Origin of the sequence: Rhodococcus sp. WB9, from assembly GCF_007558985.1 — a bacterium.
Lineage (GTDB): Bacteria > Actinomycetota > Actinomycetes > Mycobacteriales > Mycobacteriaceae > Rhodococcus_F > Rhodococcus_F opacus.
In genome coordinates this window covers 3,288,821-3,308,730 of record NZ_CP041769.1, presented here as the reverse complement: position 1 = coordinate 3,308,730, position 19,910 = coordinate 3,288,821, and the positions used below count along the sequence as shown (strand labels likewise).

Annotated in this window: 19 protein-coding genes; 3 read left to right on the top strand and 16 right to left on the bottom strand. The window is 67.7% G+C overall.

Annotated features, from left to right (window positions below):
• Nucleotides 1–44 precede the first annotated feature (44 nt).
• Nucleotides 45–947, bottom strand: coding sequence for an Lrp/AsnC family transcriptional regulator (locus FND50_RS15285; protein WP_144286265.1), 903 nt, complete (start codon nt 945–947; stop codon nt 45–47).
• A gap of 222 nt (nt 948–1,169) precedes the next feature.
• Here FND50_RS15285 and FND50_RS15280 point away from each other — a divergent pair, with 222 nt between their 5' ends.
• The gene (locus tag FND50_RS15280; RefSeq protein WP_144286264.1) at nt 1,170–2,888 is read left to right on the top strand and encodes an amidohydrolase; all 1,719 of its coding nucleotides are present in this window, start codon (nt 1,170–1,172) and stop codon (nt 2,886–2,888) included.
• Complete coding sequence (locus FND50_RS15275) at nt 2,885–4,219, top strand: MFS transporter (protein WP_144286263.1); 1,335 nt, start codon at nt 2,885–2,887, stop codon at nt 4,217–4,219. Before FND50_RS15280 ends, FND50_RS15275 begins: the two co-directional genes overlap by 4 nt.
• Before the next feature lie 57 nt (nt 4,220–4,276).
• Here FND50_RS15275 and FND50_RS15270 read toward each other — a convergent pair whose 3' ends face one another.
• The 7 genes from FND50_RS15270 to FND50_RS15240 form a co-directional block, all read right to left on the bottom strand.
• Nucleotides 4,277–5,320, bottom strand: a complete 1,044-nt coding sequence (locus FND50_RS15270) for a patatin-like phospholipase family protein (protein ID WP_144286262.1) — start codon at nt 5,318–5,320, stop codon at nt 4,277–4,279.
• A gap of 33 nt (nt 5,321–5,353) precedes the next feature.
• Nucleotides 5,354–5,671 carry a DUF2469 domain-containing protein gene (locus FND50_RS15265; protein WP_005240496.1) on the bottom strand — a complete coding sequence of 106 codons (318 nt, stop codon included), beginning with the start codon at nt 5,669–5,671 and terminating at the stop codon, nt 5,354–5,356.
• A 37-nt stretch (nt 5,672–5,708) separates the two neighbouring features.
• The gene (locus FND50_RS15260) at nt 5,709–6,389 is read right to left on the bottom strand and encodes a ribonuclease HII (protein ID WP_081315320.1); all 681 of its coding nucleotides are present in this window, start codon (nt 6,387–6,389) and stop codon (nt 5,709–5,711) included.
• Nucleotides 6,386–7,168, bottom strand: coding sequence for a signal peptidase I (lepB, locus tag FND50_RS15255; RefSeq protein ID WP_005259374.1), 783 nt, complete (start codon nt 7,166–7,168; stop codon nt 6,386–6,388). Before lepB ends, FND50_RS15260 begins: the two co-directional genes overlap by 4 nt.
• 81 nt (nt 7,169–7,249) lie before the next feature.
• On the bottom strand, nt 7,250–7,591 hold the full coding sequence (rplS, locus tag FND50_RS15250; RefSeq protein WP_005240490.1) for a 50S ribosomal protein L19: 342 nt from the start codon (nt 7,589–7,591) through the stop codon (nt 7,250–7,252).
• Between the two features lie 94 nt (nt 7,592–7,685).
• On the bottom strand, nt 7,686–8,591 hold the full coding sequence (locus FND50_RS15245) for a hypothetical protein (protein WP_005571203.1): 906 nt from the start codon (nt 8,589–8,591) through the stop codon (nt 7,686–7,688).
• Nucleotides 8,592–8,665: 74 nt separating this feature from the next.
• Nucleotides 8,666–10,999, bottom strand: coding sequence for a Tex family protein (locus tag FND50_RS15240; protein WP_186301289.1), 2,334 nt, complete (start codon nt 10,997–10,999; stop codon nt 8,666–8,668).
• Between the two features lie 75 nt (nt 11,000–11,074).
• Between FND50_RS15240 and FND50_RS15235 the strand changes: the two genes are divergently transcribed.
• The gene (locus FND50_RS15235) at nt 11,075–12,112 is read left to right on the top strand and encodes a serine hydrolase (RefSeq protein WP_186301288.1); all 1,038 of its coding nucleotides are present in this window, start codon (nt 11,075–11,077) and stop codon (nt 12,110–12,112) included.
• 25 nt (nt 12,113–12,137) lie between these two features.
• On the opposite strand, the gene trmD is transcribed toward FND50_RS15235, so the two are convergent.
• The 8 genes from trmD to FND50_RS15195 form a co-directional block, all read right to left on the bottom strand.
• Nucleotides 12,138–12,830, bottom strand: a complete 693-nt coding sequence (gene trmD, locus FND50_RS15230; RefSeq protein ID WP_005259386.1) for a tRNA (guanosine(37)-N1)-methyltransferase TrmD — start codon at nt 12,828–12,830, stop codon at nt 12,138–12,140.
• A gap of 10 nt (nt 12,831–12,840) precedes the next feature.
• Nucleotides 12,841–13,392 carry a ribosome maturation factor RimM gene (rimM, locus tag FND50_RS15225; RefSeq protein ID WP_005564862.1) on the bottom strand — a complete coding sequence of 184 codons (552 nt, stop codon included), beginning with the start codon at nt 13,390–13,392 and terminating at the stop codon, nt 12,841–12,843.
• Between the two features lie 13 nt (nt 13,393–13,405).
• Nucleotides 13,406–13,648 carry an RNA-binding protein gene (locus FND50_RS15220; RefSeq protein WP_005240479.1) on the bottom strand — a complete coding sequence of 81 codons (243 nt, stop codon included), beginning with the start codon at nt 13,646–13,648 and terminating at the stop codon, nt 13,406–13,408.
• Entirely contained in the window at nt 13,645–14,094 is a 450-nt protein-coding gene (gene rpsP / locus FND50_RS15215; protein ID WP_144286260.1) for a 30S ribosomal protein S16, read from the bottom strand. The genes FND50_RS15220 and rpsP overlap by 4 nt, the downstream gene beginning before the upstream one ends.
• A gap of 179 nt (nt 14,095–14,273) precedes the next feature.
• Nucleotides 14,274–15,359 carry an amidohydrolase family protein gene (locus tag FND50_RS15210; RefSeq protein WP_144286259.1) on the bottom strand — a complete coding sequence of 362 codons (1,086 nt, stop codon included), beginning with the start codon at nt 15,357–15,359 and terminating at the stop codon, nt 14,274–14,276.
• A gap of 3 nt (nt 15,360–15,362) precedes the next feature.
• On the bottom strand, nt 15,363–16,949 hold the full coding sequence (gene ffh / locus FND50_RS15205) for a signal recognition particle protein (protein ID WP_005564859.1): 1,587 nt from the start codon (nt 16,947–16,949) through the stop codon (nt 15,363–15,365).
• Between the two features lie 76 nt (nt 16,950–17,025).
• Nucleotides 17,026–19,578, bottom strand: a complete 2,553-nt coding sequence (locus FND50_RS15200) for a [protein-PII] uridylyltransferase (RefSeq protein WP_144286258.1) — start codon at nt 19,576–19,578, stop codon at nt 17,026–17,028.
• Complete coding sequence (locus tag FND50_RS15195) at nt 19,568–19,906, bottom strand: P-II family nitrogen regulator (protein WP_005240467.1); 339 nt, start codon at nt 19,904–19,906, stop codon at nt 19,568–19,570. Before FND50_RS15195 ends, FND50_RS15200 begins: the two co-directional genes overlap by 11 nt.
• Between the last annotated feature and the right edge of the window lie 4 nt (nt 19,907–19,910).

Genomic DNA, 19,910 nt, shown 5'->3' with positions numbered 1-19,910 from the left:
GTCTCACAGTTGCCCGACCCAAGTGACTCGCTTCCGGCACGCTCCTATCCGCGGACGTCGAGGCTGCGGGCGTAGTGCTCCTTGAACACCTCGAGATGCGTCCAGGTCTCCAGGGCCCTCACTCCGTCGATCGTCCGCATGTGCTCGGCGAGAGAGTAGAGGTCACCCGACGAATCGGCGGCGACCGTTCCGATCAGGTCGAATCGGCCGAGTGTGCGCGCCAGGAACTCGATACCCGGCAGAGCCTCGATCTGCGCGCACGCCTCCCGGTCCCGCGATCCGAGGCTGACGCCGATGCCCATGGCGAGTGTTCTGCCGCCGCCGCGGCGCTTCACGACGGCTCCGACGCGCAACGCGGTGCTGTCGATCAGATGGTTCACTCGATTCCGCGCCGCACTGGGCGAGAGCCCGGTGCGTTCGGCCAGTTCCAGAAACGGCATGCGCCCGTTCCTTTCCAGCAACTCGATGAGCGCGACGTCTTTCGCGTCCAGTCGAACATCGGCGCGCAATGCGCTCTTGGGCATGAAGATTCCCTTGATGACATCGGCGTAGAACAGCGTGTTGACGGTGCGGACACCGGGTTCCGCACGGATCGCGGCGATGGCGTCGTAGAGGTCCTGCTGGCTGGGGACGCGCAGCTCGGCGATGATGTTGTACTGCCCGCTCACCGCGGAAATGTAGACGGCCACCTCCGACGCGCAGAGCGCCTCGGCCACGGGACCCACCGGTCCCGACACGGCGACGGACACGTGAGCCATCGCCTTGAGGCCCAGCAACTCGGGATGGGCGACGGCAACGACGCTCACCGTGCCCGTGTCGAGCAGCGTCTGCACGCGCGTGGACACCGCGGCACGGGGCGCGCCCACGGTCGCGGCGAGCTCCCGATAAGTCGCGCGACCATTCGACTGCAACGCCGCGATGAGCTTGGAATCCAGTTCGACACTCATGATGCCCCGAGATTTCTCGATTTCTTTCTGCACTCCCGATAGAGAAGAAGAATCGCACACATCGCCAGATTCTGCGAATCGGTGCGAATCTGCTCGGAAGTCTGAACCTATTTGTCGTCAACCGCTTGGTCCGGAAGTTTGATGTATTGCGCAGCCGCTGGTCAGGGCGTAATTTTCCCTCCCAGCCGAACGTGACCCACACCACCATCGCGAAGGATTCCCATGCGCACGCTGTTTCACCACGAGGCGTCCCCCCTCGACGCCACCGCCACCGTCTTCACCGGTGGCACGCTCCGCACGGTGGACGCAGACACCGAGGGCGCCGAGGCCTTCCTCGTCTTCGGTAACCGGTTCGCCGCCGTCGGCACCGTTGCGGAATGCCGTGAGGAAGCGCGGAGGATCGGCAACCGGACCACGGACGTCATCGATCTCGCCGGGGCGACCGTCGTGCCCGGGTTCGTCGATCCGCACGCTCACCCCCTGATGTACGGCCAGATGCTCAGCTGGGTGGACTGCGGCCCGGGGAAGGCGCGCACCATCCCCGAGATCGTCGCTCTGCTGCAGGAAGCGGCCCGGAACCAGCCTTCCGGGATCCCGGTGCGCGGGTACGGCTACGAGCACCGCAACCTCGTCGAGGGCCGTCATCCCACGAAGGAAGAACTCGATCAGGTCGGTACCGACCGCGAGGTGTACCTGATGAACGCGAGCGGCCACGGCGGCGTCGTCAACACATTCACCCTCGAATTCCACGGCGTCACCCGCGACACCCCGAATCCGCCCGGCGGCGAGTTCTTCCGCGACGCGGACGGTGAACTGACCGGCGAACTGTCCGACGCCGCCTGCAACATCCTCACCGGTGTGAACGGCGTCAAGGTCGGTCACCACGGCCCGAACTTCCACCTCGAGGACGAACCGGAGGAACATCTGCGGCAGCTCTCCGTGGCGCAGGAGAAGTTCCTCGAGGGCGGCGTCACCACGATCGGCGACTGCCAGGTGACCCGGCGCGAGTTCGACATGTACCTGCGCCTGGCGGAGCAGGGCCGGCTCGAGACCCGGGTAAGCATGTACCTGCTCAGCCACTTGCTCGATCACGCGCTCGACACTGGATTGCACGGTGCGTTCGGCAACTCACGTCTCGCGTTCGGCGGGATCAAGTTCTACGCCGACGGCACTCTCGGCGGCTGGACCGCGTATTTCCCGGACGGGTACGTGGGCGACCCGTGCCGGACCGGACAGCTCTATCACGAGCCCGCCGACTATGCGGCGCTGATCGCGAAGGCGCACGCCGTCGGCCTGCAGACTGCGACACACGCGCAGTCGCCGACCGCGATCGACATGGTCCTCGACGCGATCGACGCCGCGCAGAAGGCGCATCCCGACGCCGACGCCCGTCACCGCATCGAGCACTGCGGGTTGCCGACCCCCGAGCAGATCGCTCGGATGCACTCACTCGGCGTGTACCCCGTCAACCAGCCGCAGCACTACTACAACTGGGGCGAGGGCGTCACCGCGGCCATCGGCACCCCGGGTGAGCGGTTCAATCCCCTGGGCGAATTCGTCGAAGCCGACGTGCCGGTCACGATCAGTTCCGACGCGCCGGTCGCCGAGCCGAAGCCTCTCGAGGCCATCCAGGCCGCGGTCACCCGCATCACCCGGCAGGGACATCAACTCGGCTCGAACGCGTTGCGACTGACAGCAGCCCAGGCCCTCACCGCGCACACGCTGAACGGGGCCCGCGCGCTCGGGCGCGAATCCGAACTCGGCAGCATCTCCCCCGGCAAGCGCGCCGATTTCGTGGTCCTCGGCGCCGACCCTCTCACCGTCGACCCGCACACCATCGCCGAAATCGAGGTCCGTGAAACCTGGATCGACGGCGAATTGGCGCATTCCACTCGCAGCGACCTATTCTCGACCACCGCAACCACCGAGGATCAGTCATGAGTCACGACACTCAGATCGCGAAGGCCCGCAAGGCGGGTTTCGCGGCCTTCGTCGGCACCACCATCGAGTGGTACGACTTCTACGTGTACGCCACGGCGGCGGCCCTGGTGTTCGGGGAGGTCTTCTTCCCGTCCGACACCGACCGCCTGACGGGCATCGCCGCTGCGTTCGCCACCTACGCGGTGGGCTTCTTCGCCCGCCCACTCGGTGGCATCGTCTTCGGACACGTCGGCGACCGGATCGGCAGGCGGACGGCACTCGTCGTGACGCTCACCCTGATGGGCGCGGGCACGTTCCTGATCGGTGCGCTGCCGACGTACGCGCAGATCGGATTCTGGGCGCCGCTGCTGCTGGTGATGCTGCGGTTCGTGCAGGGCTTCGCGGTGGGCGGCGAGTGGGGCGGGGCCGTGCTGATGGCCGTCGAACACGCCCCCGAGGACAAGAAGACCTTCTACGGCGGATTCGCACAGTTGGGCAACCCCGCGGGCGCGCTGCTCGCCACCGGGTTCTTCAGCGTCCTCTCGACCTTCGGTGACGACGCTCTGCGGGACTGGGCGTGGCGCCTGCCGTTCCTGTGCTCGGCGCTGCTGATCGGCGTGGGGCTGCTGGTGCGTCTGAAGGTGGAGGAATCCCCCGTCTTCGAATCCGAGGTGCAGACGGCAACCGTCCCCGAGGCGCTGCCACTGAAGTACGCCATCGTCACGAACTGGCGCCCGATTCTGCTCGGCATGGGCATCCTGCCCGTCGCGGTGGGTGGCTACTACCTGGTGACGACGTTCATCACGGCCTACGCCACCGACCCGGATGTCGGACTGTCCGAGACCCTCGTCCTCAACGCGCTCAGCGTCGCCGCCGTGGTGGAGTTGATCGCCACCCTCGCAGTGGCGTGGCTCGGTGACAAGATCGGCCGGATCCGCGTGGTGATCTACGGGCTGCTGGCCGTCGCGGTGCTCGCGGCACCACAGTTCCTGGTCCTGACTTCCGGCTCGGTGGTCCTGATCTTCCTGACCTTCGCCGTCATGCGACTCGTCCTGGCCGCGACATACGGTCCGATCGCCGCAGTGTTGTCGCAGATGTTCCGGCCGCAGGCCCGGTACACCAGCATCTCCCTCGCCTATCAGGGGGCGGGTGCACTCTTCGGTGGGTTGTCGCCGTTGGTCTCGACCCTCATGTACCAGGCCACCGGCAGCGTGTGGCCGGTGATCGCGCTCCTGATCGGAATGTGCGCGGTCAGCATCCTCTGCCTGCTCGCGGCACCACAGCACGTAGATCACGTGGACGGCGAGTCCGTGAGCGACCTCGGCGCCGCCCGGACGCCGGCCTCGAACTGAACACCCCGTGACTCGGAGAGGCCGGTGCAGCATGGTCAGCACCGGCCCCTTCTCCTGTCAGGTGGGCTCGCCATCCGAATCTGCCGGAGAGACGGCGACGGTCGTCGAGGTGAGCCCGGCGTCGTCGAGGGCGCGCTCGGTGAGCGCACGACCCAGTTCGATCATCTCGGCGGCGCGATGGAAATCGAGACTCCGGCAGGCGTTCCGAGGCACGCGAACCTGCACGTCCGGCGGGTACGCGGCGAGCTGGTAGCGAGCCAACGTCGCCTGCATCACGTCGAGCGAGCGGTTCATCACCGCGAACCGGCTGAACTTCGGGACAGCCACCGCCTCGTCCTCGACCACCGCCTGACCGTCGATCGCCTGGCCGTCCGGGTCGTCCGACGGATCCGGATCGGTCTGCGCGGCGCCGAACCGTCCGACGACCGACCGCACGATGTCCAGATCGCGCAGCTGCGCAGCGCTCCGGCGGAAACGTGTCATCCACTCGTCCACGGGCCGCGAGTCCGCGCTGACGTTCTCCGGTGCCAGAGAGCGACCGTCCCGATCCTCGGCGCCCAGGCTGATCCCGACGGTCAGGTCGGCGCTCACCGAGACGAGCGGGGCCATCGGCAGCGGGTCGAGCACCCCGCCGTCGGCGAGGACGCGGCCGTTGAGTACATACGGCGTGATGACGCCGGGAATCGCGATCGACGCACGGATGGCCGCGTCGACGGGTCCTCGCTGGAACCACACCGACCGGCCTGCAGCGAGATCCGTGGCCACCGCCGTATACGGAATGGGAAGGTCTTCGATGCGGATCTCGCCGAGAATCTCCCTGACCCGTTGCAGGATCTTCTCGGCATGGATGGCACCGGGCGCGGACACGGACAGATCGAGAAGCCGCACGACGTCGAGCTGGGTCAGGCTGATCGCCCACCGGGTGAAATCGTCGAGCTTTCCCGCGGCGTGGAGGCCACCCACGAGGGCGCCCATCGACGAGCCCGCGACACCGACGATCTCGAATCCGCGCTCCTCGAGTACCTGGATCGCCCCGATGTGGGCGTACCCTCGTGCGCCGCCGCTACCCAGAGCCAGCGCGACGCGCCTCCGTCCGGTCATCGAACGATCCTACGCGGACGAGGACTTCGCCCGTCAGGACAGACCGTTGTCCGGGAGCCGCAGGTCCGGCTTGTCGAGCTCCTCGATGTTCACGTCCTTGAACGTGATGACGCGGACATACTTCACGAAGCGTGCGGGACGGTACATGTCCCACACCCATGCATCGGACATACGCAGTTCGAAGTAGATCTCCCCGTCCGCGTTGTGCGGCAGCAACTCCACCGAGTTGGCCAGATAGAACCGGCGCTCGGTCTCCACGACATAGGAGAACTGACCGACGATGTCCCGATACTCGCGGTAGAGCGACAGCTCCATCTCGGTTTCGTACTTCTCGAGATCCTCGGCACTCATCGGTCTCGGAGTCCTCCTGCTCTGGTGTGAATTGTCATCATCTCGCACTTCCGGAACTGTTATCCACCCGGTGTATCAACGCCGCGACGTTCGACCACGAGCGGCGGTGCTCCGGGCACGGGCCCAGCTCCTCGAGTGCCGTCAGGTGCGCGGGCGTGTTGTAGCCCTTGTGGATCGCGAAACCGTAACCGGGATGTGTCTCGTCCATCGCGACCATCACCCGGTCACGAGACACCTTGGCCAGCACACTCGCCGCCGCGATGCATGCCGCCGCGGCGTCGCCGCCGATCACCGGTAGCGACGGGGCCGGGAGCCCCGGGACGCGGAAGCCGTCTGTGAGAACGTAACCCGGGGTGGTCGAGAGGCCGGCGACGGCACGTCGCATGCCCTCGATGTTGGCCACGTGGACACCCATGCGGTCGACTTCCTCGGCCGGGAAAGACACGACGCTCCACGCCACTGCCAGCCGGGTGATGGCCGGGAACAGCTCTTCACGCGTGCGTTCGGTGAGTTTCTTCGAATCGTCGAGGCGCGCCAGTGCCGGATACGGTTTCGGTGCGAGCACGCAGGCCGCCACGACGAGCGGGCCTGCACACGCACCCCGGCCCGCCTCGTCGACACCGGCCACCGGCCCGAGGCCGCTCCGGACCAGGGCCGACTCCATCGTCCGCAGACCGGACGACCTGCGAATGACGATGCGTGGAGGCCAGGAAGTCACTTGCCCTGGATATCGGGTGAGCTGATCGTGCCCATCCGCGCCGGCGGCAACGCGATGAAGACCGCCTTACCGATCACGTTGTCGAGCGGGATGGTGCCTTGCATGTCGTCGCCCACGTGGTACCGCGAGTCCGCGGAGTTGCTGCGGTTGTCGCCCATCACCCACAGGTGGCCGTCCGGGACGGTGACCGGACCGAAGCAGCGTGCCGACTTCAACGCGGTGTCGCAGGCCTGCGAGCCGGGGACGAACGGGAAGTCCATGACGACGTAGGGCTCGTCGAGCGGTGTGCCGTCGACCAGGATGCGGCCCTGGTCGTCGCAGCATTCGACGGTCTGACCGCCGGTGGCGATCACCCGCTTGACGAGGTCGTTCTCGTCCGGGGGGACGAGTCCGACGAGGGAACCGAGTTCCTGCGCACCGCGGATCACCACGTTGGAGGACCGGGTGGAGACGAAATCCTGCGACCACGAATCGGGGCCTCGGAACACGATGACGTCACCCGGTTGCGGTTCACCGAAGCGGTAACCGATCTTCTCGACCACGATGCGGTCGCCGGTGCAGCCCGCGCACCCGTGCAGCGTCGGTTCCATCGATTCGGACGGAATGAGATACACCCGGGCGACGAACGTCTGCAACAGGAAACTCAGAACGAGCGCGACCAGAATCAGGATCGGCAACTCGCGGAAGAAGGAGCGGGGCTTCTTCTCGGGCTCCGCCGTACCGCCGTTCACGGCGGAGGTGGCGGCCGAATCGCCGGTGGTCTCGGATTCCGACGACAATGCCCGCTCCTTCGAAGAATCTGTCACGAAGTCAGATTAGCCCGGCACTGCGAGTACGCAGTGCCGGGCTCATCGGAAAGGTCAGCGCTTTTCCTTGATCTTGGCGGCCTTGCCACGCAGATCGCGGAGGTAGTACAGCTTGGCGCGCCGGACGTCACCGCGGGTGACGACCTCGATCTGCGCCAGGTTCGGGCTGTGGACCGGGAAGGTGCGCTCGACGCCGACACCGAAGGAGACCTTGCGGACGGTGAAGGTCTCGCGGACGCCGCCACCCTGACGGCGGATCACGACGCCCTTGAAGACCTGCACGCGCTCCTTCGAGCCTTCGATGACCTTGACGTGCACGTTGAGGGTGTCGCCGGGACGGAACTCGGGAATGTCGTCGCGGAGGGACTTCTTGTCCAGGAAATCGAGAGTGTTCATCGGTGTTCCATCCTTGCGTTTTCGCAGGAGCAGAGGAACCGAGCGGCACCCGGACGTTCGGAGAACACCGGTGCTCGTCTGGTTCGTGCCCAGATCAAGTATTGCTGCCTGGTCCAGGCAACCCGTCCATTGTGCCAGACGCCACCGGGTGAAGAGAAATCGGCGGTGGCGCCGCGTGCACCACATGGTCGAGTTCCACCTCCGCCGCCACCCTGGCATGCTCCGCGGCTTCCTTCACGTGCTCCGCGCTGGGCGTCCCCGCGATGAAGTCCTGCACGAAGATCTTGGCCCGGATGACCGGCCGACGCCATTTTCGCTCCCGTTCGAGTGCGCGGAGCATCCGCTTCGGCTTGGAGGTGTACCGCCACCGCGCCCACGGCGCGCTCGGCCGGCTCAATCGGAGCGCACCGATCAGCAGGATCGGGAAGATGAACAGGCCGAGCAGCCCGGTCCAGATCTTCCCCTTCAGCAGCACCACCGCCGCGATGAGCAGGTTGATGACGGACGACACCCCGATCGCGACCCGCACCCACGGATCGGGCGAATCCCGGAAGTCGGTGACGTTGATCAGTTCGAGCGGCCGGAGTCCGAGGAGCAGCAGACCCGTCACCGCGATCGCCACGAACACGGCATCGACCGACGTCCGGCCCTCATCCGCCCAGTACACGTCCTGCAGGTAGAAGATCAGCGCGAATTCGTCCAGCACCAGCGCGGCGCCGATCCCGAAGAACGTGGCGAGGACGGCGCCGGTGGTCTGGGTGCCGTCCTCGTACACGGCGATGAGGGAAACTCCCGACACGAGCATCGTGACGACGCCGAACACCACGTGGTGGACGTGGTGCCCGCCGGGTTTCACGTTGCCCGGCCACCACGACACCTCGGCGCGGATCATCCGCACGCTCAACCGGATGAACAGGAAAGCCGCGAGAAACCCGAGCAGGAAAAAGAGCAGAGGCAGCCGCCCGTGCCCGACGATTTCCCGATCCAGCCATTCGTACATCGGCATCCACTATCCCAGTAAAGAACTGGTCACTCCATCGAAAAGTGGTGGCTCGTGTCGGGATGGTGACCTGTTTACTTTCCGAATCCCGCCTTCCGCAGCGCGTCGGCCATCGAACCGCCGGGCGCCGTGCGGGAGTCACGCCCGCGATCGCGTCCACCCTGCTGCTGCGGCTTGCCGCCGCGCCGATCCTGCGGCTGCCCGCCACCGCGTCGGTCCGGCCGCTGCCCGCCGCCGCGGGGACCGTCGTTCTTGCGGCCGGCCCCGACCTCGTCGTCGAGCCGCAGCGTCAGCCCGATGCGCTGACGGGCCTCGTCCACCTCGAGGACCTTCACCTTCACGACGTCGCCCGACTTCACTACGTCCCGCGGGTCCTTGACGAAGTTGTGGGACATCGCGGACACGTGAACGAGGCCGTCCTGGTGGACGCCCACGTCGACGAACGCGCCGAACGCCGCCACGTTGGTGACGACACCCTCCAACGTCATCCCCGGCTTCAGGTGTGACACCTTCTCGATGCCGGCCGCGAACGTGGCCGTCTTGAACTCCGGGCGGGGGTCGCGGCCGGGCTTCTCGAGCTCACCGATGATGTCGGTGACCGTGGGCAGGCCGAACCGGTCGTCGACGAAGTCTGCCGGGTTCAGGCTGCGGAGCGCGGACGTGTTGCCGATGATCTCGCGCACGTCGGTGCCGCTGGCGCCGACGATCTTGCGCACCACCGGGTAGGCCTCCGGGTGAACGCTGGACGCGTCGAGCGGGTCGTCCCCGTTGGGGATGCGCAGGAAGCCGGCGCACTGCTCGAACGCCTTCGGACCGAGTCTCGCGACATCCTTGAGCCCCTTGCGGGTGCGGAACGGGCCGTTCTGGTCCCGGTGCGCGACGATGCTCTCGGCCAGCGAACCTGCGATACCGGACACGCGGGACAGCAGCGGCACCGACGCGGTGTTCACGTCGACGCCGACCGCGTTCACCGCGTCCTCGACGACCGCGCCGAGCGACCGTGCGAGCAGCGTCTCCGACACGTCGTGCTGGTACTGCCCGACGCCGATCGACTTCGGGTCGATCTTCACCAGTTCGGCGAGAGGATCCTGCAGTCGACGCGCGATGGAGACCGCTCCACGGATCGACACGTCGAGGTCAGGCAACTCCGCCGAGGCGTACGCGGACGCCGAGTACACGGACGCGCCGGCCTCGGACACCACGATCTTCGTCAGGTTGGTGGTGCCCGACTTGGCGATCAACTCGGTCGCGAGTGCATCCGTCTCCCGGGAGGCGGTGCCGTTCCCGATGGCGATGAGCTCCACGCCGTGCTTGGCGACGAGACCGGCGAGGGTGGCCAGGGAGGCGTCCCACTTGTTCTGCGGCTGATGCGGGTAGATCGTGTCGTGGGCCACCACCTTGCCGGTGGCGTCCACGACCGCGACCTTCGTACCGGTCCGGAAACCGGGGTCGAGGCCCATCGTGGCGCGGGTACCGGCAGGCGCTGCCAGCAACAGGTCGCGCAGGTTGTTGGCGAACACGTCGACGGCGTCCTTCTCCGCCGACTGCCGCAGGCGCATCCGGGTGTCGATGCCCAGCGTGACGATCATCTTGGTGCGCCACGCCCACCGCACGGTGTCGAGCAGCCACCGGTCGGCGGGCCTGCCGCGGTCGGCGATGCCGAACCGGCCGGCGATCCGGCCCTCGTAGACGGTGGGCTCGCCGGGGACGGGCTCCTCCGTGTCGGGTGCCAGGGTGAGCGTGAGCACCTCTTCCTTCTCGCCGCGCAGCACCGCCAGGATGCGGTGGGACGGGAGCTTGCCGAACGGCTCGGAGAACTCGAAGTAGTCGGCGAACTTCGCGCCCTCGGTCTCCTTGCCCTTGCGGACCGCGGACACCAGCTGCCCACGGGTCCACATCAGCTCGCGGAGCTCACCCACCAGGTCTGCGTCTTCGGCGAAACGCTCGACGAGGATCGCGCGCGCACCCTCGAGCTGTTCGGCCGTGTAGGACGCCGGATCGGTGGAGGGATCGGTGATCAGCGCGTCGGCGACGGGCTCGTGCCCGGCTTCGCGGGCGATCTGCGCCTTCGTGCGGCGCTTCGGCTTGAACGGCAGGTAGATGTCCTCGAGGCGCGCCTTCGTGTCGGCGGTCATGATCTGCCCACGCAACTGGTCGTCGAGCTTGCCCTGCGAGTCGATCGACTCGAGCACGGCAACCCGGCGCTCGTCCAGTTCCCGCAGGTAACGCAGGCGTTCCTCGAGCTGGCGGAGCTGAGCGTCGTCGAGCGTTCCGGTGACTTCCTTGCGGTACCGGGCGATGAAGGGCACGGTGGCTCCGCCGTCGAGGAGGTCCACGGCGGCCGCGACCTGTCCCTCCCGGACGTCGAGCTCCTCGGCAATGCGCTGGTTCACGGTCTTGAGAGTCACGGAAATGGACCCTACCGCTACCCTGAGACAATATCGTCGGCGGTGAGGCCGTCACGGAAATCTCGGGAGAATTTCATGTCCAGGCTGATCCGTTGCCTGACGGTCCTGGTCTTCCTGCTGGCTGCGCCGCCGGCCTGCACCATCCCGACCGAGACGAACTCCGTGGTCGACATCCCGGCGACGTCACCCGCCGTCGCGACCCCCGACCTCCTCCCGGCCGACGAACCGGCGGCGGGTGACGGCGTGACCGTGAGCCCCGAGCCGTTCCCGTCCGCGCGAGTCCCCGTCACCGCACCCCTCGCCGAACGCATCTCGGCGGCGGTCGCGACGGCGGCCACCGAGCGCGGCGCCGACGTGTCTATCGCCGTTCTGGACCGCGCCGCCGGCAGCTATCTGGAGGGCGCCGCCGCCGAACCGGTCGAAACGGCGTCGTTGGCCAAGCTGTTCATCGCCGCCCAGATGTACCACCTCGACGCGCTTGGTGAGCGGACACTGTCCGACTACGACCGCCTCCTCCTGAAGCGGATGCTCGAGGCGTCCGACGACGACGCGGCCAACACTCTCTGGGACGATCTGGGCGGCTCGGACGTCGTCGTCGACGTCGCCGGGCGGTACGGACTCGCCGCGACCACACCGCCCTGGGACGGGTTGTGGTGGAACACCGAGACGACCGCCGCCGACCTCGTGACGTTCTATGCCGGGCTTCTCGACGACCGTGACGGCCTGGGCCCGGGTCGCATCGCCGAGTTCGTCGACTACCTGCGCTCGTCGACGCCCGAGGGCATCGACGGTTACGACCAGCGGTTCGGCATCCCCGACGGGTTGCCCGGCGAGAACGTCGTCGGGGTGAAGCAGGGTTGGATGTGCTGTGTGGGCGATCGGTGGATCCACGTGTCGACGGGCCTGATCGGTGACGACAACCGCTACATCGTGGCCGTCGCGTCCCGCGAGGGCATCCGGTACGAGGACGACGAGGAGTCGTACCCGGACACCGCGACCACGGATGTCACCGAGGATTCCAGCGCCCGGCATGCACGGGACACGATGACCGGATTCGTGAAGTCCCTGTTCCCCACCGGTGTCGTCGACGACTGGGCACGTCCCCAGGGCTAGCGCCCGGGGAGGACCGGAAATCGGTTCAGGGCAACAGGTCCGGACGGCGTTCGGCCGTGCGTTGCAGCGACTGCTCGTGTCGCCACGCAGCCACCTTCGCGTGATCACCCGACAGCAGGACGGGCGGGACGTCGAGTCCGCGCCACGTCGCCGGCCGCGTGTAGCTGGGTCCTTCGAGGAGGCCGTCGGAAAACGAATCCTCTTGGTGCGACTGCTGATTGCCGAGCACTCCGGGGATCAGGCGCACGAACGCCTCGGTCATCACCAGCACGGCCGCCTCGCCCCCGATGAGGACGTAGTCGCCGATGCTCACCTCTTCGACGCGCACCCGGCGGGCGGCGTCGTCGAACACGCGCTGATCGATGCCTTCGTAACGTCCGCAGGCGAAGACGATGTGCTTCTCCCCCGCCCAGCGCTCGGCGGTGGCCTGCGTGAAAGGAACACCGGCGGGTGTGGGGACGACCAGCAGCGTGTCCGAATCGCCGTCGCCCGCGGCGAGGACATCGTCCAGCGCGGGCCCCCACACGGTGGGTTTCATGACCATCCCCGGCCCGCCGCCGTACGGAGAATCGTCGACGGCCTTGTGGACGTCGTGCGTCCAGTCCCGCAGATCGTGCACGTCGACGGAGATGAGGCCCTTGTCGATGGCCTTGCCGAGCAACGCCGCTCGAAGCGGTTCGAGGTACTCGGGGAAGATGGTGACCACGTCGAGACGCATGGCTACCGACTCACTTCCCGTCGGCGGATTCACCGAAGTCGGGATCGAGCAAACCTTCCGGCGGATCGATCTCGACGACGCCGTCGGCGACGGACACCGACGTGACGATCGCGGCCACGAACGGGACGAGAAGTTCGCCGGACTGTTCGCCGGCCCGGCGGATCGAGAGCAATTCGCCTGCCGCGGAATGCAATACCTCGATGACGGTTCCCACCTCGGTACCGTCCGCGAGGCGCACCGACAGTCCCTCGAGTTCGTGATCGTAGAATTCGTCAGGGTCGTCGGACGGCTCGAGTTCGGCGCTGTCGATGACGAACAGCGTGCCCCGCAGGGCATCCGCCGCGGTGCGGTCCGACACTCCTTCGAGGCGCAGCAGAAGCCGCCCGGAATGGTCCCGGGCGGCTTCCACCGTGTATGTGCTCACAGTCTGCTCGCGCGGCTTGTGTCCCCGCAGCACGGCACCGACGGCGAATCGATCCTCGGGTTCGTCGGTGCGAACCTCGACCACGACCTCACCCTTGATGCCGTGCGACTTGGCGACACGGCCGACGACGAGCTCCACTGCTGTAAGGCCTCTACTGATCGGTGTCGACGACGTCGACACGGATCCCGCGGCCACCGATACCGGAGACCAGCGTCCGCAGAGCGGTCGCGGTGCGGCCACCGCGACCGATGACCTTGCCGAGATCGTCAGGGTTGACGTGCACCTCGACAGTGCGCCCCCGACGCCCGGTGATCAGCTCGACACGAACGTCGTCGGGGTTGGCGACGATGCCACGAACGAGGTGCTCCACGGCATCGGCGACGACGGCACTCACTTGTCAGCAGCCTCGGACTCTGCAGGAGCGTCGGCAGCAGCCTCGGCGTCCTCGGCCTTCGCCTTCTTCTTCTTGGGTGTGATGGCCTCGCCGACGGGCTCGTTCTCGGCCTGCGCGAGCGCAGCCTGGAACAGCTCCAGCTTGGAGGGCTTGGCTTCCTTGACGCGGAGGGTGCCCTCGGCGCCCGGCAGGCCCTTGAACTTCTGCCAGTCACCGGTGATCTTGAGGATGGCCTCGACGGGCTCGGTGGGCTGGGCGCCGACGCCGAGCCAGTACTGAGCGCGCTCGGAATCGACCTCGATCAGCGAGGGCTCTTCCTTGGGGTGGTACTTGCCGATGGTCTCGATCGCACGGCCGTTGCGGCGGGTGCGGGAGTCGGCGACGACGATGCGGTACTGCGGGTTCCGGATCTTGCCGAGCCGGGTGAGCTTGATCTTGACAGCCACTGCTGTACTTCTCCTTCAGTGCGCACACGAGTGTGCCCACGTGTCACGTGCAATTCGGCGACGCGCAGGAATAGCGCGCCCGGTTTTGCCTCTAACCTGTGACCGCCGCGCGGTGCGTGACCGGATGCGACGAACAGCGGTTCATTCTGCCAGACGAACACCGTCAGGGGGAAACCAGGTCATCGGGTCTTGACGACGGTGCCCCGCAGCACCACGACATCGGGCGCGGCAAGGGCGTCGCTGCTCGCGCGCGGGTCGTTCCGGAAGACCAGCAGATCCGCGGGCGCACCCGCTTCCACTCCCGGATGTCCGAGCCACACGCGCGCGTCCCAGCATGCGGCGCCGAGCGCCTCGGACGGGGTCAGTCCGACCGCCTTCAGTTCCTCGACCTCGTCGGCGATGCGGCCGTGGACGATCGATCCGCCGGCGTCGGTGCCGGCGTAGATCGGGATCCCCGCGTCGTGCGCGGCACCGATGGTGTCCTTCACCCGCGAGTGCAGGTCACGCATGTGCGCGGCGTAGAGCGGGAACCGCGAAGCTGACTCGGCGATGTCCGGGAACGTCGCGATGTTGATCAACGTCGGGACGAGGGCGGTTCCGTGCGAGACCATCAGCTCGATCGTCTCGTCGGTGAGCCCGGTGCCGTGCTCGATGCAGTCGATTCCGGCGTTGATCAGGCCCGGAAGCGCATCCTCGGCGAAGACGTGCGCGGTGACACGAGCCCCTTCGCGGTGCGCGGCCGCGATCGCCTCGACGAGGATGTCGTCGCTCCACAAGGGCGCCAGGTCGCCCGCGGAGCGGTCGATCCAGTCGCCGACGAGCTTGACCCATCCGTCGCCGGCCCGGGCCTGGCGCACCACCTCGTCCGGCAGTTGCGACTCATCCTCCAGATCGACCGGGAGTCCGCGGATGTACCGCTTGGGCGCGGCGATGTGCTGCCCGGCGCGGATGATCCTCGGCAGGTCGGGGCGGTTGTCGACGAACCGGGTGTCGACCGGCGAACCCGCGTCACGGATCAGCAGGACCCCACAGTCGCGCTCGGTCTCCGCCTGCGCGATCAACCCTTCGACGCTCTCGCCGCCCCCACCGCCGAACCGGATGCCGACGTGGCAGTGAGCGTCGACGAGACCGGGCACGATCCATCCCGATTCGCAGACGGTCTCGGCGCCGGGAACCGGTTCCGTCGAGATCACACCGCCGTCGACCCAGAACTCGACCGGCTGTTCGTCGGGCAGACCGGTCCCCCGGAAGTGCAGTGCAGCCATCGGCTACTTCTTGGGCAGCTTCAGCTGGGACAGGTCGATGCCCTCGAGTCCGGGCGGCAATTCGTCCAGGCCCTTCGGCATGTTCGACAAATCCGGCATCCCCGCGGGAAGACCGCCGGGCGGCATTCCCGGGAACCCACCGGGCAGGCCGCCGGGGAATCCTCCGCGCACCTTCGGCGGCGTCGGTCCCTTGCCACCCTTCTTGCCCTTCTTGCCCTTCTTGCTGCGCTGCTGCTTCCGTGAACCGGGCATGCCCATCCGCCCGGCCATCGCGGCCATCATCTTGCGGGCCTCGAAGAAACGGTCGACGAGCTGGTTGACGTCGGAGACCTTGACGCCCGAACCGTTGGCGATCCGCAGCCTGCGGGAGGCGTTGATGATCTTGGGATCGTCGCGCTCGGCGGGGGTCATGCCTCGGATGATGGCCTGCACCCGGTCGAGCTGCTTCTCGTCGACGTTCGCGAGAGCGTCCTTCATCTGTCCCGCACCCGGGAGCATGCCCAGGAGGTTGCCGATGGGGCCCATCTTGCGGACGGCCATCATCTGCTCGAGGAAGTCCTCCAGCGTGAGCTGGCCCGAGCCGATCTTCTGTGCGGTGGCCTCGGCCTGCTCGGCGTCGAAGTGCTGCTCGGCCGCCTCGATCAGGCTGAGGACGTCACCCATGCCGAGGATGCGGCTGGCCATGCGATCGGGGTGGAAGACGTCGAAGTCCTCGAGCTTCTCACCCGTGGACGCGAACAGGATGGGCTGCCCGGTGACCTCGCGGACGCTGAGCGCCGCACCACCGCGGGCATCGCCGTCGAGCTTCGTGAGCACGACACCGGTGAATCCGACACCCTCACGGAACGCCTCGGCCGTGCTGACCGCGTCCTGACCGATCATCGCGTCGAGAACGAAGATCGTCTCGTCCGGGTTCACGGCGTCGCGGATACCCGCCGCCTGCGCCATCAGGTCGGCGTCGATACCCAGGCGGCCCGCGGTGTCGACGATGACCACGTCGAACTGCTTGTTGCGGGCTTCCTCGACACCTGCCCGGGCCACCTCGATCGGGTCGGCCGCGGTGATGCCCAGCTCGTTGTCGCCGCCGCCGATGGACGTGCCGGGGTGCGGAGCGAACACCGTGGCGCCCGCCCTCTCGCCGACGATCTGCAGCTGGGTGACGGCGCCGGGACGCTGCAGGTCGCAGGCGACGAGCAGCGGGGTGTGCCCCTGGTCGCGCAGCCACTTCGCGAGCTTGCCGGCGAGCGTCGTCTTACCGGAACCCTGCAGACCGGCGAGCATGATGACCGTCGGCGGCGTCTTGGCGAACACCAGACGGCGGGTCTCGCCACCGAGGATCCCGACGAGTTCCTCGTTGACGATCTTGACGACCTGCTGCGCCGGGTTCAGCGCTGCCGACACCTCGACACCCTTGGCGCGTTCCTTGATCTTGGCGATGAACGCGCGGACGACGGGCAGCGCGACGTCTGCCTCGAGCAGGGCCAACCGGATCTCACGGCAGGTGGCATCGATGTCGGCTCCGGAAAGGCGACCCTTGCCACGCAGATCCTTGAGGGTTCCGGTCAACCTGTCGGAAAGGGATTCGAACACCGAGTGCGCTCCTGAAGTCATACGAGTGTGCGGTGGATATTCTCGGGCACCAGCCTAGCCGCTCACGTCCTGCCGTTCATTCTCCCCCGCTGCCCTCCTGCTTCTTCGGCTTCGTCAGCGGAACGACGCCGAGGATCGCGCTCTCGACCTGTTCCCGGCTCGCCCGGGTGTCCCCGCCGCCGAGATCGAGGCAGAACGAGTCGATCACCGACGAACCCAGGGTGGTCACCCGCGCCCAGCGGACGTCGGCCCCGCACGTGTCGAACGCGTCGGCCAGCCTGGACAGCAGCCCCAGCCGATCCTCGGCCCTGAGCTCGAGGATGACCTCGCCGGGCGCCGCGGTGTCGAACCAGATGACCCGCGGCGGCGCCTGCGCGTACTGCACCGGAACCGCGGCTTCGCCCCGTTCCTCCACGGCGGCCACGCGCTGGCTCTCGCGAGCCTCCTCTTCCTTGGCCGTGAGCATCTCCAGCAGATTCAGCTCTCCCGCCAGCGCGCGGATCAGCTCCTGCCGCAGCAGACCCGCCTGCGGCGGCGCCCCGAATCTCGGAGACACGACGAATGAATTGACAGCCGACCCCTCGGCACTGCCCAGCGACGCGGAGTGGACCCGCAGCGAATGAAGCGCGAGCACACCTGCCGCTTTCGACAGCAGACCACGCTGGTCGGGGGCGATGCCCGTCACCACGTACGTGTGGGGACTGTCGGCGGGGACCAGCGCGACGTGCACGCCACCCGACGCCGCAAGCGCGACGTGTTCCGGATCGAGCGGATCGGGTGCGGGAAGAACCTCGCCCGCCATGACCATGCGGCAGCGCCGCACGAGTTCCCCGATCAGCGAGGACTTCCAGTCGCCCCACACACCGGGACCCGTCGCCAGTGAATCCGCCTCCGCCAGCGCGTGCAGCAACTCCAGCAGAACGCCGTCACCGCCGAGTGCCTCGACGACCTTCTCGACCGTCTCGGGATCGTCGAGGTCACGCCTAGTCGCGGTGTGCGGCAGCAGCAGATGGTGGCGCACGATCGCCGTCAGCAGCGCGACGTCCGAAGGCCACAATCCGAGACGCTTACCGATCTGGGTGGCCAGTTCCGCGCCGACCACACTGTGGTCGCCGCCGCGGCCCTTGCCGATGTCGTGCAGCAACGCACCGAGCATCAGCAGGTCCGGGCGCGCGACGCGGGTGGTGAACCCACTGGCGTAGGCGGCGGTCTCGACGAGATGACGATCCACGGTCCACGTGTGCACCGCGTCCCGCGGCGGCAGATCCCGGACGGCGCCCCACTCGGGAAGAAGCCTGCCCCACAGCCCGGTCCGATCGAGAGCCTCGATCGCCGCGACGGCACGGCTACCCGAGCCGAGCATCACCAGCAGATCGTTCAGCGCCTCCTTCGGCCACGGCTCGCGCAGCTCGGGGGCGTTGTCGGCCAAGCGATTCAGAGTGGACGCCGACATCGGCATCCCCGTCGTCGCCGACGCCGACGCGACCCGCAGCACGAGGCCGGGGTCCTTCGCCGGCCGGGCGTCGCGCGCCAGCACCACTTCCCCGGCGTGCTCGACGACACCCTCGTCGAGGGGCCGTCGCACCGGTGGTCGGCGCAACCGCGCCAGACCGCGCCGCGGCAGGGCGTGTCCGGCCGTCCGCACACCGACCTCGACGGAATAGCTGATGGTGCGCGCGGCGTCGCTGAGCATGCGCGCGAGGTCGAATCGATCGCCGATCCGCAGTGCGGCGCCGATCTCGTCGGCGTCCTGCGCTCGCAACTGATCCCGGGAGCGGCCTGCGACCCGGTGCAGTTCGGTGCGGACGTCGAGGAGCCGGCGATGTGCGAGTGCCAGTCCCCCGCCGGGCGACTCGGGACCGAGCCCGGGCATGCCGTCGGTGAGCTGCGCGATGGACAGCGCGTTGAGCAACTGTACGTCCCGCAGTCCACCGCGACCGCTCTTCAGGTCGGGCTCTGCGCGGTGGGCGATCTCGCCGCTGCGTTCCCAGCGCGACCGGGTCTGCTCGATGAGGCCGTCGAAACGGTTGCGGATGTCGGTGCGCCACTGCCGGCGCACCCCGCTGATGAGCAGATTGGTCAGCTCGACGTCACCGACGATGTGACGGGCCTCGAGCATTCCCAGCGCCGCGGTGATGTCCGTGTCCGCCACCTGCAGGGCCTGAGGGATGGTGCGGACGCTGTGGTCGAGCTTGATGTGCGCGTCCCACAACGGATACCAGAGCTGGTCGGCCACCTGCGAGACGACCGCCGGATCCATGTCGTCGTGAAGCAGAAGGAGGTCGAGATCCGAGTACGGCAGGAGTTCCCGGCGACCGAGCCCACCGACCGCGACGAGCGCGAAACCGCTGTCGGGCTTGATGCCCAGCTCTGCACCCTTTGTCGTCAACCAGAACTCGTGCAGGTCGACGAGCGCATGACGGAGCGCGGCGGCGTCGAGTCGACGCCCGTGACCTGCGGGATTCCTTGCGCCGGGGCCGGTCTCGGAGCCACCGGTGAGCAGTTGCCTGCGTGCGCGGGCCAGGTCCGCTGCTTGGTCCGATCCGCCTGACGCAACCGGCCCTGGTTCCGTCGCCTTGGCGACGGGACCAGGGCCGGTCTTACCGGACCCGTTGGGGTCAGAGCGCATCCGCGCCGCGTTCCCCGGTACGCACCCGGATCACCGACTCGACCGGTGAGACCCAGACCTTGCCGTCACCGATCTTGCCGGTGCGTGCCGCCTCGACGATCACCTCGACGACCTTGTCCACAGCAGCGTCGTCCACGACGACCTCGACTCGGACCTTCGGAACGAAATCGACCGAGTACTCGGCACCTCGGTAGACTTCGGTGTGGCCCTTCTGCCGGCCGTACCCTTGAACCTCGCTGACGGTCATCCCGAGGACGCCCGCCTGCTCGAGGCCCGTCTTCACGTCCTCCAGAGTGAACGGCTTGACAATTGCTGTGATCAGCTTCATTTCC